The 15,456-nt window shown below is 70.6% G+C and carries 14 protein-coding genes; 8 read left to right on the forward strand and 6 right to left on the reverse strand.

The window, feature by feature from the left end:
• Positions 1 to 46: 46 nt before the first annotated feature.
• Both ACFVJS_RS07035 and ACFVJS_RS07040 read left to right on the forward strand, forming a co-directional pair.
• Positions 47 to 1,771: a hypothetical protein gene (locus ACFVJS_RS07035; RefSeq protein WP_378878211.1), complete on the forward strand. Its 1,725-nt coding sequence runs from the start codon at positions 47 to 49 to the stop codon at positions 1,769 to 1,771.
• 114 nt (positions 1,772 to 1,885) lie between these two features.
• Positions 1,886 to 3,406 carry a phospholipid carrier-dependent glycosyltransferase gene (locus ACFVJS_RS07040; RefSeq protein ID WP_378878212.1) on the forward strand — a complete coding sequence of 507 codons (1,521 nt, stop codon included), beginning with the start codon at positions 1,886 to 1,888 and terminating at the stop codon, positions 3,404 to 3,406.
• On the opposite strand, the gene ACFVJS_RS07045 is transcribed toward ACFVJS_RS07040, so the two are convergent.
• From ACFVJS_RS07045 to ACFVJS_RS07065, 5 genes are all read right to left on the reverse strand, one after another.
• Positions 3,348 to 4,319 (reverse strand): hypothetical protein, encoded by a 972-nt coding sequence (locus ACFVJS_RS07045; protein ID WP_378878213.1) that lies wholly within the window; start codon positions 4,317 to 4,319, stop codon positions 3,348 to 3,350. The genes ACFVJS_RS07040 and ACFVJS_RS07045 overlap by 59 nt on opposite strands.
• A complete protein-coding gene (locus tag ACFVJS_RS07050; RefSeq protein ID WP_378878214.1) occupies positions 4,316 to 5,365 on the reverse strand; it encodes a glycosyltransferase family 2 protein in 1,050 nt (349 codons plus the stop codon). The genes ACFVJS_RS07045 and ACFVJS_RS07050 overlap by 4 nt, the downstream gene beginning before the upstream one ends.
• A 146-nt stretch (positions 5,366 to 5,511) precedes the next feature.
• The gene (locus ACFVJS_RS07055) at positions 5,512 to 8,274 is read right to left on the reverse strand and encodes a YfhO family protein (RefSeq protein WP_378878215.1); all 2,763 of its coding nucleotides are present in this window, start codon (positions 8,272 to 8,274) and stop codon (positions 5,512 to 5,514) included.
• 96 nt (positions 8,275 to 8,370) lie between these two features.
• Complete coding sequence (locus tag ACFVJS_RS07060; RefSeq protein WP_378878216.1) at positions 8,371 to 9,126, reverse strand: class I SAM-dependent methyltransferase; 756 nt, start codon at positions 9,124 to 9,126, stop codon at positions 8,371 to 8,373.
• 20 nt (positions 9,127 to 9,146) lie between these two features.
• The gene (locus ACFVJS_RS07065; protein ID WP_378878217.1) at positions 9,147 to 10,253 is read right to left on the reverse strand and encodes a glycosyltransferase; all 1,107 of its coding nucleotides are present in this window, start codon (positions 10,251 to 10,253) and stop codon (positions 9,147 to 9,149) included.
• A gap of 94 nt (positions 10,254 to 10,347) precedes the next feature.
• Here ACFVJS_RS07065 and ACFVJS_RS07070 point away from each other — a divergent pair, with 94 nt between their 5' ends.
• The 6 genes from ACFVJS_RS07070 to mutM all read left to right on the forward strand — a co-directional run bounded on the left by ACFVJS_RS07070 (position 10,348) and on the right by mutM (position 15,133).
• Positions 10,348 to 11,343 carry a lysylphosphatidylglycerol synthase domain-containing protein gene (locus tag ACFVJS_RS07070; protein ID WP_378878218.1) on the forward strand — a complete coding sequence of 332 codons (996 nt, stop codon included), beginning with the start codon at positions 10,348 to 10,350 and terminating at the stop codon, positions 11,341 to 11,343.
• The gene (locus tag ACFVJS_RS07075) at positions 11,307 to 12,677 is read left to right on the forward strand and encodes a hypothetical protein (protein WP_378878219.1); all 1,371 of its coding nucleotides are present in this window, start codon (positions 11,307 to 11,309) and stop codon (positions 12,675 to 12,677) included. Before ACFVJS_RS07070 ends, ACFVJS_RS07075 begins: the two co-directional genes overlap by 37 nt.
• 40 nt (positions 12,678 to 12,717) lie before the next feature.
• Positions 12,718 to 13,281, forward strand: coding sequence for a YceD family protein (locus tag ACFVJS_RS07080; protein WP_378878220.1), 564 nt, complete (start codon positions 12,718 to 12,720; stop codon positions 13,279 to 13,281).
• 68 nt (positions 13,282 to 13,349) lie between these two features.
• Positions 13,350 to 13,535, forward strand: a complete 186-nt coding sequence (gene rpmF, locus ACFVJS_RS07085) for a 50S ribosomal protein L32 (RefSeq protein WP_008358292.1) — start codon at positions 13,350 to 13,352, stop codon at positions 13,533 to 13,535.
• A 77-nt stretch (positions 13,536 to 13,612) separates the two neighbouring features.
• Positions 13,613 to 14,263: a ribonuclease III gene (rnc, locus tag ACFVJS_RS07090; RefSeq protein ID WP_378878239.1), complete on the forward strand. Its 651-nt coding sequence runs from the start codon at positions 13,613 to 13,615 to the stop codon at positions 14,261 to 14,263.
• Complete coding sequence (gene mutM / locus ACFVJS_RS07095; RefSeq protein WP_378878221.1) at positions 14,264 to 15,133, forward strand: bifunctional DNA-formamidopyrimidine glycosylase/DNA-(apurinic or apyrimidinic site) lyase; 870 nt, start codon at positions 14,264 to 14,266, stop codon at positions 15,131 to 15,133.
• A gap of 107 nt (positions 15,134 to 15,240) precedes the next feature.
• On the opposite strand, the gene ACFVJS_RS07100 is transcribed toward mutM, so the two are convergent.
• Positions 15,241 to 15,456: hypothetical protein (locus tag ACFVJS_RS07100; RefSeq protein ID WP_378878222.1), on the reverse strand; the 216-nt coding region annotated here is incomplete at its 5' end.

The raw sequence follows: 15,456 nt of genomic DNA on the forward strand, positions 1-15,456 counted from the left end.
GCGTGGATCATCCACGCCGGGCGCCCGCTCTCATAGGGTCGCCGTCATGGCGTCACCTGAGGACCTGAGAGCTGATCACACGGAGCCGGTCGGGACCGTCAGGTGGGCGACGTTCGCCGGTGTGTGCGTGCTGGCGCTGCTCTGGTCGGCCTACTCGGTCGGCGCCCAGAACGGCACGTTCCTGACCCAGGACTTCGGCGCGCAGTATCACCTGGCGAAGATGACCGCCCACGGCGCGATCCCGCTGGTCGACTTCGAGCACGGCTGGAACGCGGGCTCCTTCTGGGTCTCCGCAGTCCTCTACGCGGTGGCCTCGGGCTCCCCGACGATCTGGTACTTCCTCTGGGGCCGCCTGCTGGGTGCCGGACTCGGCGCGGTCCTCGCCGCCGCCATCGGGCTGCGGTTGCGGCTGCACCCGGCCGTGATGATCGCGGTCGCGCTCGGGGTGCTCCTGCTGGCCACGCCGCTGCACATCAAGTACACGATCTGCCTGCTGTGGGTCTTCGTCCTGCTGCCGACCGGGTGGCTCGGGTCGCGCCCTCGCCTGGCCGCCGCCGCGCGCGTGCTGCTCCCGGCGCTGGTCTTCTGGCAGTACGTCGAGCTGGCCGTGCTCCTCACCGGCGCCTCGGGGCTCTTCGAGCTCTTCGCGCGCCGGGAGGTCTCGTGGCGCACCCGGATCGTCAACTGCCTCCAGCTGGCCGGCGGCTTCCTGCTCGGGCTGGTCCTTCAGGCGACGGCGTACAAGGTGCTGTGGGGGCTCTCCTTTGCCGACTTCAACCGCCAGGTGATCCTCGGCCAGACCGAGACCCACGAGGGCTCGCAGTACGCCGTGTGGAACTTCTTCGACCTGCCGACCGAGTCCGGGCGGTTCTTCATCCTCGCGCTCTACCCGTTCGCGCTGCTGCTGCCGTTCGTGCCGCTGGTGTGGCAGCGGATCTCCGACTCCACCCGGCTGATCGCGCTGGCCGGGCTGGTCCTCGTCGTCGTCCCGATCCGGCGCGTCGACAACCCCCACACCACCACCGTCTCCGCTCTCGTCCTGCTCGCTGTCGTCCTCGCCGTCGCCGAGCTGTGGGAGTCCGGCCCCCGTACCTCCAGCCTGTCCAGACGCCCTGTCGCATGGATGCTCGCCCTGGTCGGGGCGCTCTGGGCCGGTGCCACCCTCTGGCTCGGCTTCGGACTGCAGAGCATGGCCGGTGCCGTGCTCCTCGTGGCCTTGGCGGTCGCCGGTGCAGTGCTCGGATCGACGTTCCTTCGAGGCGCGACTGCGGCTGTCTCTGCCGGCGCACTGGTGGTGCTCGGCTGCGTACCCGCCCTCGCCTCCGTCGACCACCTGAACGACATGCGCCGCGACGCCAAGTCGTTCCAGGTGACCGACGCGATCACCCGCTGGGCCGGCCCGGAGGTCGAGCGCTGCAGCGGCGGAAGCCGCGAGGCACTGGTGATGCCCAACTACCTCGAGCTCTACGACACCCTCGGCATCACCAACCCGACGCCGTACTACCTGTTCCACTACGACTTCGCGCAGTACGAGGACGTGCTGGTGCCTCAGCTCGAGGACGGCTCGATCCCGGTCATCATCGAGACCATGCCGCTGCACACTCCGCAGCCCTGGCTCACCGATGCCATCCACGCCAACTACGTCCCCTGCTCGATCGTGAGGATCGAGAAGCAGGCGACGACTGTGACGATCTGGACGCACAAGTCTCGGGGGAGTGTGGAGCGGCGTGATCTGAGTGTTCGGGGTGGGGAGCTCATTCCGACTCGCTGAGGTTGCTGCGTGTGTGGCGGGTGTTTGCCGTTGAACACGCCGAGCCAAGCAGCGAAGGCGCGCACAGTCGTCATAGGCTCGCAACCCGAGCCCAAGCCCACCCGAAAGTAGCGAATGCCCCGCTCCACGCCCGAGGACGGCGCCGTCGTACGTCTCCCGAAGCGGCTGCTCGCGGCGATGGTTCTGGTCGCGTTCTTCGCGCTGAGCCTGAGCAGCTACGTCGCGCTGACCCGGTCGCTGCAGTATCAGACCCGGGACGAGGGGCCGAACGCCGGCTATGCGGTGGAGCTGGCTTCGGGACGGCTGCCGACGATCGACACACCGGTGACGACGGACGCCCGCCGCTATCCCCAGGTCGTGGAGGGCCTGGAGACCATGGTGGACGAGCCGCATCGCCACATCTGGACCGCCAACCACCCGCCGCTCTACTACCTGATGTCGCTGCCGTTCGTGGCCGCGGCCGGAGCGCTCGAGGCGCCCCAGGTGATGATCGTCGGGATGCGGATGATCAACGCCGTCGGCTCCGCGCTGTGCGTCCTGCTGGTGGGCCTGATCGGCTTCGAGATCACGCGGCGCGCGGCGACGGCGTTCCTGGCCACCGGGATCAGCGCATCCTGCGCCGTGCTGGTGACGGCGGGTGGGCACATCGCCAATGACGGGGTAGCGGTCGCCGCATCGTCGCTGACCCTGCTGGCGACGATCCGGATCCTGAACCACGGCCTGTCGCCGAGGCGCCTGGCACTCGTCGCGCTGGCCGGTGCCGCCGCCGCAGGAGCGAAGGCGCCAGGGGTGCTGACCGTCATCCTGTGCGGGGCGGCCATCGCGGTGGCTCTCCTCCTGGCGGACCGCTCCCGTCGTGGCGTGGTCCGCGCGCTGGCCGCCTCGGCTGTCGCGACCGGCGTTCCGGCGATCGCCACCGGCTGGTTCTACGTACGCAACATCGTGCTCTACGGCGACGCGACCGCCACCGACGCCCTGTTGGAGAAGTTCGACCGGGAGCCGAACGGGACCCGGTGGCAGGTGCTGACGGACGGTTCGCTCTGGCTGGACTGGTACGAGCGGCTGTGGGCGCCGCTGCTGGCCGAGGGATACGCCGTGGCGGCGGACGTGCTCGCCGTCGTCGCGGTGATCGGCCTTCTCGTGCTGATCGTCCGCCGGGGGCTCACCGGAGCGCCGGACCAGCCCACCTCAGGGGCCGGGTGGCTGCTGCTCACGGCCCACGCGGCGGTGATCCTGGCGAACCTGGTCGGCTTCGTCGCTGGGGGCGGGAACCCGAACGACCGCTACCTGATGCCGCTCATGCCGCTGCTGGCCACGGTGCTCGCCGTCGGCATCATGGCGATCGTCGACACGATCCCGGTCGGCGTGCGGGAGTCGCGGGCCCGTCTGATGGCGGCCGCGACCAGTCTGGCGCTGGGCTTCTATGCGTTCTTGATCTTCAGGTGGTTCACCGACTCGGCGACCTACGCGGGCCGACTTCCGAACTCCGACTCGCGTGGCGCCGGGCTCGTGCTCGCGGCGGGACTGGTGTGCGGCGTGGTCGGGGTGTGCCTCGCGGCCCGGTCGGAGCCTTCGGTCAGGACGTACGCCGCCCCGCCACCGCTCCGAGGCCAGCCAGCACCACGTCGGCGATGAGCAGGAGGACGCGCGAGGCGAGCGCGACGGTGAGCGCCTCGGGCACTCCGACGATCGGCCCGAGGGTGAGGGCGAGCAGCGCCTCGCGGATCCCGGCGCCGGCGGGCGCGGGGATGAACGCGATCCCGGCGGCCCAGGCCAGGGCCATCCCGCCGGTCGCGGCCGCGACCTCGAGCAGCCCCACCGAGGCGTAGGACTGCATCATCACCGCCAGGTGGAGGCCGAAGGCCACCCAGGCGAGCACCGCCCAGCCGATCGCGGAGAAGAGCCCCCGCGCGGTGAGGCGTACGCCGAGGGGTTCCCGGCCGAGCCGGGCGAACAGCCAGTCGAGCATGCCCGGGACGACCCGCGGGTGCAGGCACACGGCCAGCGGCACGAGCAGGAGCAGCAGCCACCAGTAGCGGCCGAGGCCCTCGGAGGAGGACCAGGGGAGCAGGAGCGCGCCGACACCGATGCCGCTGGCGACGACGATGCCCATGAACAGGATGTTGGCGCCGAGCATCGTCCGGCGGGCGACGCCCCAGCGCAGCCCGAACTGCATCTGCGCCACGACCGGCCACACCGATCCGGGCAGGTACTTGCCCAGCTGGGAGACGTAGAAGACGGAGTGGGAGTCGCGCAGGGACGGCCGGATCCCCATGCCGTGCAGGAGGGCGACCCAGATCTGGCCGATCAGCATGGTGCCGACGACGGCCAGGACCCCGGCGATCGCGAAGCGGCCGACGCTCAGCTCCTGGACGGCGGTGGCCAGGTCGGCGCGCTGGCGCCAGACGAGGTAGGCGCCGCCGAGCACGACCACGAGGGCCAGGCCGATCTTGAGCAGCCGCTTCTCGAGACTGGGCTTCGCGGGGCCGGGCGTAGCCGACGACCCGGCCTCCGTCGCGGAGACCGGGTCGGAGTCGGTCGCTGTCACAGGCTGGTCGTCCACGTCTCGCCGGACTGGGCGGTCGCGCGCGCCTTGGTGTGCGGCAGGTCGAATTCGGCGACCGAGGTCTGGTCGCGGAGCATCTCGGTGCCGGACTTGCCGAAGCGGGCCTTCTTGGTGTGCTCCAGGTCGTCCTCGATGAGCACCCGGTTGGTGCGGATCAGGTCGGAGATCACGCCGAGCATCGCGGACATGAAGGCGAGGTTGATCAGCACGCCGCCGAGCAGCAGCGACTGGATGTGGTTGCCGTTGTCGCCGCTGAGCCACAGCACCAGGTAGCGGACGAACGGGATCGCGCCGAGGACGAAGAAGAAGGCGGTGAGCCAGACGAAGATGGCGTACGGCTTGTACATCATGTAGCTGCGCACGATCGCCGCGCCGGACTTCATGATGTGCTCGGGCATCGACTTGAACAGCCGCGACTCACGGGTCTTGGCGTTGGTCACGATCGGGACCGAGGCGATCTTCATCCGCTTGTTGCCCGCCTGGATGATCGTCTCCATGCAGTAGGAGAAGCGGGTCACGGTGTTGAGCAGCATCAGCGACTCGCGCGAGTAGGCGCGGAAGCCGCTCGCCGCGTCGGGCAGGTCGGTCTCGGCGGCCATGTTGACCACCTTGGAGCCGATCTTCTGCAGCTTCTTCTTCAGCCCGGAGAAGTGCTCGATCTGGTCGACCTGGCGGTCGCCGATGACGATGTCGGCCTGGCCGTTGATGATCGGCTGGACCAGGTCGGCGATGCGTTCCTGCGGGTACTGGTTGTCGCCGTCGGTGTTGACCACGATGTCGGCGCCCAGCTCGAGCGCGCGGACCACGCCGTCGTGGAACGAGCGGCCCAGACCCTGGTTGCGGGAGTGGTGCACGAACTCGCGAACCCCGTGCTCCTTGGCCACCTCGACCGTCCGGTCGGTGCACCCGTCGTCGACGATCAGGATGACGATCTCGTCGATTCCGGGGATCTGCTTCGGGATCGACTCCAGCACGGACGGGAGCGTCTCCTCCTCGTTGAGGCAGGGGACTTGTACGACAAGCTTCACAGGGACCTCAGGGCAAGTAGTGGGACCGAACACAGCATTCGGGGATGAGCGAGCAGCTTCTGACCCGCCACATTACCGCGTGGATTCCGCGGCCCCACGCCCCCTCGCGGGTGTCATCCGGCGTATGTGCTAAGGAAACCTGGCGTTCAGGACGGGGTCATACGGCGTCTGCTGCGGCGCCGCTCGACCAGCCTGGGCACGACCAGCAGACCCAGCGTCACCAGCGCTCCGAGGAGCGAGACCACCGCACCCGTACGCAGCCCCGGAGCCTCGTAGGCCAGCGTGACCGTGTGGGTTCCGTCGGGGACGGGCACGGCGGCGAAGGCGTGGTTGCCGGCGACCAGGTCCGCGGGGCGGCCGTCGACGGTGGCGGTCCAGCCCGGGCGGGCGATCGAGTCGGCGACGACCAGGTAGCCGGCCCCGTCGGCGGTGACCTTCGCCGAGATCGTCTCGGGCTCGTCGCGGCGTACGTCGACTCGGGCGGTCGAGCCGGACGCGGCGGGTGTCGAGTCGTCGTCGAGCAGGACCGTGCCGGGCGCGACGCCCTCGGTCAGCCGCTGCACCCGCGTCGCGCCGTCGGCGACGACCTCGCTGGTGCCGGCCCAGCGGATCCGGGGGAGCGCGCTCGCGCGCTCGTAGACGACCGCGCCCGCCGAGGCGTGCACGACCCGCAGGCCGTCGCCCTTCTCGGGCCGGACCGCGGCGCAGACCGCCGAGCCGTCGGTGCGGCCGGCCAGGTGGACGGGCTTCCGCTTCCCGGAGAAGGTGATGGTGACCGGCACCGGGCCGGAGGGGAAGCGGTGGTCGGGCACCGCGACGCGCAGCCTCTCGCCGCGCTTGAGCGGCCGGTTCACGGCGATGGCCCGTTCGGAGGTGACCTTCTCGGTGCCGGTGCCGACGCTCACCCGGACCACGGTCGGCTGCTGCGCCCGCGGCTTGAGGCCCTCGGGCACGGTGACCTCGATCCCGCGCAGGTCACCCTTCGGGAGCTGGCAGGTCACCTGCTGGCCGGGCATCACGGTCAGCGCCTGGCGCCGCGCGGGCGACACCGGCGTGGGCTCGGCGGCGCCGATGACCTCCACGGGCTGGGTCACCCAGTAGCGCACCGCGAGCTGGTCGAGCACCGGCTGGCGCCCCGGCGTGGGCACGTTGGAGGGGAAGTCGCTGTAGGTCGTCGACAGCTGCGCGTCCGGGCTGACCGCGGCGATCAGCGACTTCCACTCCGGCGAGGTGAACTCATGCCCCGTCGGCGTACGCAGCCGGTAGTGGTCCGCGACGCCGGAGTGCTCCCAGCCGGAGGCGCCGTAGCGCTCGTCGCCGAGGTGCTTCTTCATGAACGCGTGGGCCGGAGTGACCGGGTAGAACTCGTCGCGGTCGGTCAGCGGCAGCACCTCGCGCGCGAACATCGTGCTCTGCGCGAGCACGGCCAGTACGAGCACGAGCGGGCCCAGCAGCCGCAGCCGGCCCCGCAGCAGCAGCGTCGCCGCCACGGCGAGGAGCGAGACCACCAGCAGCAGCCCCGGCACCCGCAGCTTCGTGGCCAGGTCGGGGATCGGCCGCTCGGCGCCGTCGATGTAGGTGTACGCCGCCCACAGGAAGTACGCAGCCACGCCCACGAGCGCCAGCAGCACGACCAGAGACACCACCAGGCGCGGACGCCAGGACCGGCTCTCCCGGCGCGACGGGCCCGCCTCCTCGGCCCGTTGCACCAGCCGCTCCAACCCGATCCCGGCCAGGACCGCGCACAGGAACCCGAAGACCGAGTTGGCCCGCCCGAAGCTGTTGGAGCTGTAGCCGGGCAGCTTCTGGAGCAGCTCGAGAGGCAGCCCGCCGATCCACAGCAGCCAGACGATCGCGGCCAGGACGACCGCGAGCAGCACCGGCGTCGACGGGCGCCGACCGCCGGGCAGCCTGACGACCAGGGCGCACAGGAGCAGCACCATCGCGGCGACGCCGACGAACGCGATCGACTCGATCGGGTTGTCCTCGCCCGCCCAGAGCCCGTCCACACAGGTGCCGTAGACGTCGGGGGCGACGGTGGTGAGCACGAGACTGGCGGGCTTGACCTGGTTGGGGACCCGCTCGTCGATCCCCATCGCACCCACGTTGAGCGCGAACGGCAGCACCTGGACGGCGGAGAGCCCCACCCCGAGCCCGACCCCACCGGCGGCGATGCCGCCGGCGACCAGCGTGCGCCGGACGTCGCGGAGCGCGAGCGCCCGGACGACGACGTAGACCGCGCCCACGGTCAGGGCGAACATCGTCACCGCCGGGAAGCCGCCGAGGAGCATCGAGGCGACGACGAGGCCGACCGCGGCGACGTCGCGCGCGCCGCGCTCGTGGACCGCGCGGTCCAGCGCCCACAGCAGCAGCGGGACCAGGCAGGCGACCTTGGTGTGCGGCCAGTTGGTCCACATCATCATGAACCCGGAGGTGAAGAAGACCAGGCCCGCGACCAGGGCGATGCTGCGCCGCACCCCGAGACGGCCGAGGAAGAGCACCATGCCGACCAGCACCAGGACCAGCTCGGTCAGCTTCACCCACGCCGGGGCCAGCCACATCGGCATCACCCAGTAGGACCACGAGACCGGGCTCAGCACCGCGTGGTTCGGCAGCGAAGCCAGCGGCGCGCCACCCACCTCGTAGGGCGCCCAGGTCTGCCAGTTGCCGTGACGTACGCCCTCGACGATGTTCTCGACCCCGGGCAGGTAGTAGTCCCAGGTGTCGCCACGACACCACAGCGTCCCTTGCGGGATCGGGCCGTCGGCGGCGTACGGCATCATCGCGTGCAGCCATCCGGTGTCCAGCAGCATCCCGTGACCCAGGAGCGCGGGGCCGAAGGTCACCGCGACGAAGAGGACGAGAAGCGCCAGCACGACGCCCGAGCGCCACCGATCGGATCCAGTCACAGCAGGGGAGGGCACAAGCCGAAAACCTATGAGTAGTCGGAACCGAGCGCCGGTAGCGCACGCGGTGGTTCGGTCAAGTCTTCCGCGGCGGGCGGATCAGTCGAGCTTGGTCGCGACGGCGACCAGCCCGGTGCCGGTGTCGGGTCGCAGCCGCTGCAGGGCCATGAACGGGCTGGTCGCGAGGGCGATCGCGGCACCCCTGAGCTGACCGCTGGGCTGGAACGTGCGCCCGGTCGCCCGGGTCAGCTCCTCGGGTGTGAGGTCGCCCACCTTCTCCAGCTTCCGGGCGTCGATCCGGTTGCGGACCGCCTCCAGGGCGTAGCCGAGCGGCCAGCCGTAGACGGTGATGTCGATCTCGCCCAGACCGGCCTCCTCCAGCCGGGCGGTGAGCTCTGCGGGGCTGTAGCGTCGGAAGTGCCCGGCGTGCCGGTCCATGGGGCCGAACCGCTCCTGGAATGCCGGCACCGAGAGCACCATCTGGCCGCCCGGGCGGATGTGGGTGACCCACTCGGCCAGTGCCCCCTTGTCGTCCTCGATGTGCTCGAGCACCTCGAAGGCACAGACCAGGTCGTACGTCACCCCGGTCTCCAGCTCCGACGACATCGCGTTGAGCACGGTGCCGCCGACCGCGGTGATCCGCTCGTACGCCACCGCGAACGAGTCCGCGTCGGGCTCGACGCCGAGGTAGTCGGCGCGCGTGGCCAGGCGGGCACCGAAGGCGCCCTGACCGCAGCCGATCTCCAGCGCCGTGGTCGGGGCGAGCCGGTCGATGATGCGGCTGACGACGTCGTAGCGCAGCCAGGCGCGAGGCGCGAGCGGGGGCAGCGGGCGGTCGGTGGCGGTGATCGGCATCTGTTTCCTGGGCCGTGGTGTCAGGTGAGACATTCGAGAAGAGGAGAGGCGACGGCCCGCGGGGTGTAGTGCTCCCGGGCCTGCTCGTAGGCCGCCTCGCGCAGCCGCTGGGCCTCGTCGGGGTCGTCGGCGAGCTTGGTCAGGGCCGAGGCGAGCTCCTCCGGGCTCCCGGGGGAGACGAGCATGGCCGCGCGCTCCAGCATCCGCCGCTGGGGCTCGGTGTCGGAGGTGACGACGACCGCCCCGGCAGCCGCCCCCTGGAAGGCCTTGTTGGGCACCACCCGTCGCGCCTGCGGGACGGTGCCGAAGATGCCGAGGCTGACGTCGAAGCCGGCGACGAAGTCGGGCAGGTCCTCGGCGTCGACCCAGTCGACCCAGGAGACCCGCGGGTTGGCGGCCGCGAGGCGCCGGGCCTCCTCGTACTGCTGACCCTGGCCCACCATCGTCACCTCGATCCGCTCGTCGTCGGCGAGGATGTCGAGGGCGTCGGCGATCACCGGGGTGCCGTGGGTCGGGGAGAAGAGGCCGACGAAGACCGCCTGCAACGGCGCCTCGGTCGGCCGCTCGAGCGCCTTGGCGCCCGCGTCGAACCACTCCTTCGTGGCGCCCACCGGGCACACGACCGAGTGCAGACGTACGTCCTCGGGCAGGGTCTGTTGCTGCTCGACCGTGTCCACGATGACCACGTCGGCCTGCGTCAGCGCCATCGCGTCGATCACCTTCATCAGGCGCAGCTTGAGGCCGCCGGAGCCGGCCAGCCGGCGGTTGGTGGCGACGCCCGCCGCCGAGACCATGTGGTCGAGCAGGATGGTCGAACGGGGATGGAGGAGGCGGGCCAGGTGCACGTCGAAGTGGCCCAGATAGCCGACCAGGACGGCGTCCGGACGCCCACGCCGGCGGCGTCGCAGCGACTCCGCGACCAGTCCGCTCCAGCAGATCAGCAGACGCAGCACCAGCAGCGGCAGCCGCCACGGTTGTCGCAGGATCGCCACCCGCGCCGCGGTGTCCAGACCCAGCGGCCGGTTGACCTCGGTGACCTCGGCGCCACAGGCGCGTAGGCCCTCGATGAGTACCGCGACCCGCGGATGGGAGGTCACGTCGTAGGTGCCGAAGGCGACGATGTGCATCACTTCAACGTTAGGGTCGAGGTCAAGGAAAGATCGAGCAGCACACCCCGCATCTGAGATGTCGGCTCCCGAAAAGTGCTGCCGGGGAGGACCTGTGGGCCGAGACTGGACGAAGGTGGTGCCGCTCAAGGCGGTGGTCGTCGCGATCGTCGTCGTGGTGGCGGCGTACGCCGTCCACCGCAACTGGGACGCACTCGTGCGGGGCTTCGAGGAGCTGCCGCTGTGGGTTCTCGGCGTCGCCTTCGCGCTGACCGTGCTCGCCCAGGGCGTCGCGCTGCTGATGTGGCGGGTGGTGCTGGCCGATCTCGGCTCGCCGCTGCCGCTGGTGCCCGCCGCCAGGATCTTCTACGTCAGCCAGCTGGGGAAGTACCTGCCCGGCTCCGTCTGGACGATCGTGGGGCAGATGGAGCTCGCCCGCGCGGAGCGGGTGCCGCGGCGTACGTCCCTGACCCAGGGCGTCCTCGTGCTCGCGATCGCCGTCGGCGCCGGCGTGATGGTGTCGGTGCTGCTGATGCCGTTCCTCGGGCGGGAGACGTTCGCGCGCTACTGGTGGGCGGTGCTGCTCCTGCCGCTGATCCTGGTGGCACTGCACCCGCCGGTCTTCGCGAAGGTGGTCGACACCGGGCTGCGGCTGCTGCGGCGTGGGCCGCTCGAGGTGCTGCCGACCTGGCGGGGGATCGGCAAGGCGCTGGCGCTGCAGGGCGTGGTGTGGCTTCTGCTCGGTCTCCAGATCTGGGTGGTCGTCATCGGCCTCGGGGGTGACCCGCTGCCCTCGTTGCTGGCCAGCGTCGGCGGTTACGCGCTCGGGTTCAGCCTGGGGATGGCCGCGATCGGGCTCCCGGCCGGCGCCGGGCTGCGCGAGGCGGTCCTGGTGGTCGCCCTCTCCGGCGTGCTCTCGCCGGGGCTGGCGCTGCTGGTCGCCCTGCTGGCTCGCGGGATCGCCGTCCTGGCCGATGTCGTGGTAGCGCTGGTAGCGGCGTTCCTCACTCGCCGAGCCGGTGAGCCGGGGACGTCCTCTTCGCAAGCCGCCAACGAAACGCTCGGGAGATCCTTGTGCCCACCGCACGGCAGCTCTGGACCGCCGGACTGATCGCCAACCTCGTCACCTGTGCCGCCGTCTGCGCCGGCTACGCCCTCTCCTCGCCGCTCTACGGCACCAAGGACGAGGTGGCCCACGTCGACCACGCCTACCAGCTCTGGCACGGCACCTTGATCGCGATCGGCGACCCGATGCGGATGCCGCAGGTCTGGGGCTACACGCTGCCCTTCGACTGGACCGGCCAGCACCCGCCGCTCTTCTACCTGCTGCTGGCCCCCGTGGTCGGACCCCTCACCGACGCCGGTCACCTGCTCGCCGCCGGGATGGCCGCGCGCGGCATCGTCCTCGTGATCACCTGCCTGGTCGTGGCCGCGGTGATGTGGACGACCCGCCAGATCGTGCCGAGCCGCCCCGAGGTGGCGGTCGCGGCCGGCCTGGTCACCGCGCTCAGCCCGGCGCTGACCAGGCTCGGCGGGGTCGTCTTCAACGACAACCTGTTCGTCCTGTGGGCCACGCTCCTGGTCGGTCAGACCGTCTGGCTGCTCCGTCACGGCCCGCGGACCCGCGGGGTGGCGCTCTTCGGTCTGTACGCCGCAGCCGCGCTCGGCACCCGGCTCCCCGGCGTCGTCTTCATCGCGCTGTGCGCGACGACGCTGGGCCTGGTGTGGCTGTTCACCGGCCCGCGCCGCGACTGGGCGGGTGTCTTCCGGCTGGGCCTGGCCGTGCTCCTCGCGGTGGCCGCCAACGCATGGTTCTACGTCCGCAACTTCCAGGCCACCGGCAACTGGTCCGGCATGCAGACCGACCTCGTCGGCAAGGCCGGCGGCCCGCTGCACGAACGGGAGGTGCGCTCGGTGCTCGACGTCGCCACCGATCCCGACATCTGGCACCAGCTCCTGATCCCGCCGGCACTCCAGGAGCGCGTGGTCGTCGGCGTCGTCCTCATGATCGTCCCGCTTGTGCTCGGGGCGGTCGTCGGGTTCCGCGCCTTCTCCAGGGAACGGGGGGAGCCCGTCCGGGTCGCGACGGCGCTGCTGCTGCTCGCACTCACCGTCGTGATCGTCGCGATCCAGCTCAACTACGCGGCCGGGGGCGGGGGAGCGTACTGGCGCTATCTCCTCCCGCTCACGATCGTGACCAGCCTGCTGACCGCGCTCGGACTCACCGCCACGCCGCGGATGACAGGGCCGGCGGTCGGCGTCTGGGCGGCGGCGACGTACGCGGTCTTCGCGGCCCACATCGCCCCGCCGAACCCCTCCGGCGGCGACCTGGCCACGGCCCCTGTGTTCCAGACCGCGGCCTGGGTCGCGGCGGGTGTCGCGGGGGTCGCCTGCGTGGCCGGCGTGACGACCGTCCTTTTGGTCGCCGTCGCCCGGTCCCGTTAAGATCTCTTCGATCTGTCGTGCCCTCATCCGGAAGTGAAACGTGACCAGCCTGGACCCGAGAGCGCCGCTCGTGCTCGATACTCGCGAGCTCGGCCGCCGCCCGGGGTCCGAGCGTCACGTCGAGCTGACGGTGCCGGCACCGGCAGATCTTGGTATCGAAGTCCTCTCCGTCCCCGAGGGATCGCCGGTCGAGCTCGACCTGCGGCTCGAGGCGGTCATGGAGGGTGTGCTGGTCACGGGGACGGCGTTCGCCGGCCTCGAGGGCGAGTGCGTGCGGTGCCTGGAGCCGATCGACGACGACGTCGAGGTCGACATCCAGGAGTTGTACGTCTACGACGACTCTCGTGACGGCCAGGACACCGGCCCGGAGGGCGAGGACGACGAGACCAGCCGGACCGAGGGCGACCTGATCGACCTCGAGCCGGTGCTCAGGGATGCGGTGGTGCTCGCGCTGCCGTTCCAGCCGATGTGCCAGGACGACTGTCCCGGACTGTGCCCCGAGTGCGGGGCGCGGCTCGCGGACGAGCCCGGGCACAACCACGGTGAGCAGATCGACCCGCGCTGGGCGGGGCTGGCTTCGTTGAAAGACGACTCCAGCAACTAAGATCACCCAGCACAACAGGCTTCAGTAGCCGGTCGAGATCCGGCCGGTCGAATTATGAGGAGATAACAGTGGCTGTTCCGAAGCGGAAGATGTCGCGCAGCAACACCCGCCACCGCCGCTCGGCCTGGAAGGCCGTTGCGCCGACCCTGGTGACGTGCGCGAACCCCGCCTGCGGTGCCAAGCACATCCCGCACCGTGCGTGTGGCGAGTGCGGCCAGTACGGCGCTCGCGCCGAGCGTCGCCAGGTCCTCTGATCTGACACGCGGTTAGTCTCCTGACCAACTACGCCGAGCTACGCAAAGCGCTCGGGGATCCGATTCTGGACCCCGAGCTGCTTGAGCGTTCGCTGACTCACCGGTCCTACGCCTACGAGAACGGTGGCCTACCCACCAACGAGCGCCTGGAGTTCCTGGGCGACTCGGTGCTCGGCGTCGTGGTCACCGAGACCCTCTATCGCACCCACCCCGACCTGCCCGAGGGCAAGTTGGCCAAGCTGCGGGCGGCGGTTGTGAACGCCCGCGCCCTGGCCGAGGTGGGTCAGGCCATCGGCCTCGGCCAGCACATCAAGCTGGGCCGCGGCGAGGAGGCCACGGGTGGGCGCGAGAAGGCGTCGATCGTCTCCGACACCGTCGAGGCGGTGATCGGAGCGGTCCACCTCTCCGGTGGCATCGAGGTCTCCACCGTCCTCGTCCACCGACTCTTCGACCCGCTCATCGAGAAGGCCTCCGACCTCGGAGCCGGTCTCGACTGGAAGACCTCCTTGCAGGAGCTCGCCGCCGAGCGGGCTCTCGGCGTGCCCGAATACGTCATCACCGACGAGGGCCCCGACCACATGAAGACCTTCACCGCGAAGGTCCGGGTCGGCGATCAGCTCTACGGCAACGGCGTCGGCCGCTCCAAGAAGGAGGCCGAGCAGGCCGCCGCGGAGACCGCCTACGGCGAGATCCAGGCCTCCACCTCCACCTCCTCCTCGTCTGCCTAGATGCCTGAGCTCCCCGAGGTCGAGGTCGTACGCGCCGGCCTCGAGCGCCACGTACTCGGCGCGAGGATCGTCTCCGTCGAGGTCCTGCACCCCAGGCCCGTACGCCGCCACCTCGCCGGCGCCTCGGCCTTCGCCGACGAGCTGAAGGGCCGCGTCCTCACCGGCGCCCGCCGTCGCGGCAAGTACCTGTGGCTGCCGCTCGATTCTGGCGACGCCCTGATGGCCCATCTGGGCATGAGCGGCCAGATGCTCGTCCAGCCTCCGGCCTCGCCCGACGAGAGGCACCTGCGCGTCCGCATCCGGCTCGACGGCGCCGCCGAGGGACGCGAGCTCCGCTTCGTCGACCAGCGCATGTTCGGCGGCCTCTCGATCAGTCCCGGTGGAGCCGAGCTCCCGCCCGAGATCGCCCACATCGCCCCCGACCCGCTCGAGGCCGCGTTCGACGCCGAGGCGGTCGTCCGGCGGGTCCGGCGATCGGCCAGCGGCATCAAGCGCATCCTGCTCAACCAGACGGTGATCAGCGGCGTCGGCAACATCTACGCCGACGAGGCGCTGTGGCGCGCGAAGCTTCACGGCGAGCGGCCGGGAGAGCGCCTGACCGCCCCCAAGGTGCGCGAGCTGCTCGGCCACGTACGCGACGTGATGACCGAGGCCCTCGCCCAGGGCGGCACCTCCTTCGACGCGCTCTACGTTAACGTGAACGGCGAGTCGGGCTACTTCGAGCGGTCGCTGGCTGCGTACGGACGTGAGGGCGAGCCCTGCGACCGGTGTGGGACCCCGATGCGCCGCATCGCCTTCATGAACCGCTCCTCCTACTTCTGTCCGAAGTGCCAGCCGGCACCTCGCGTCCGGAGAATCACGGCCGGATAGTCCATGCGGGGCTATTGCTCACGCTCGCACCGGCCGCCGGATGTCTGCGGTCGCGTGTGACTTCGACGATTCCTCATGGTTCGATGCGGAATCGGGATCCGGGTGGGTTAACCTTCGATTCGTTCGTCCTGGGTGCAGGGTCCCTGCACCTGCCTGAAGGCAGACGACGCACCGCTGTTCTCGGGCCGGCGGTTCAATTCGGGTGGCGACGGGGTCACCCGGATCTCGGGTATGAAATCCAGGGCCTCCCACACCGGCAAGGCGTGAACCACCATGCCGAGCCTCGGGAGGGTCAGTAGCTCGACAAGGACAACAGGTGGCTC

Source organism: Nocardioides sp. NPDC057772 (genome assembly GCF_042798075.1).
Classification (GTDB): Bacteria; Actinomycetota; Actinomycetes; order Propionibacteriales; family Nocardioidaceae; genus Nocardioides.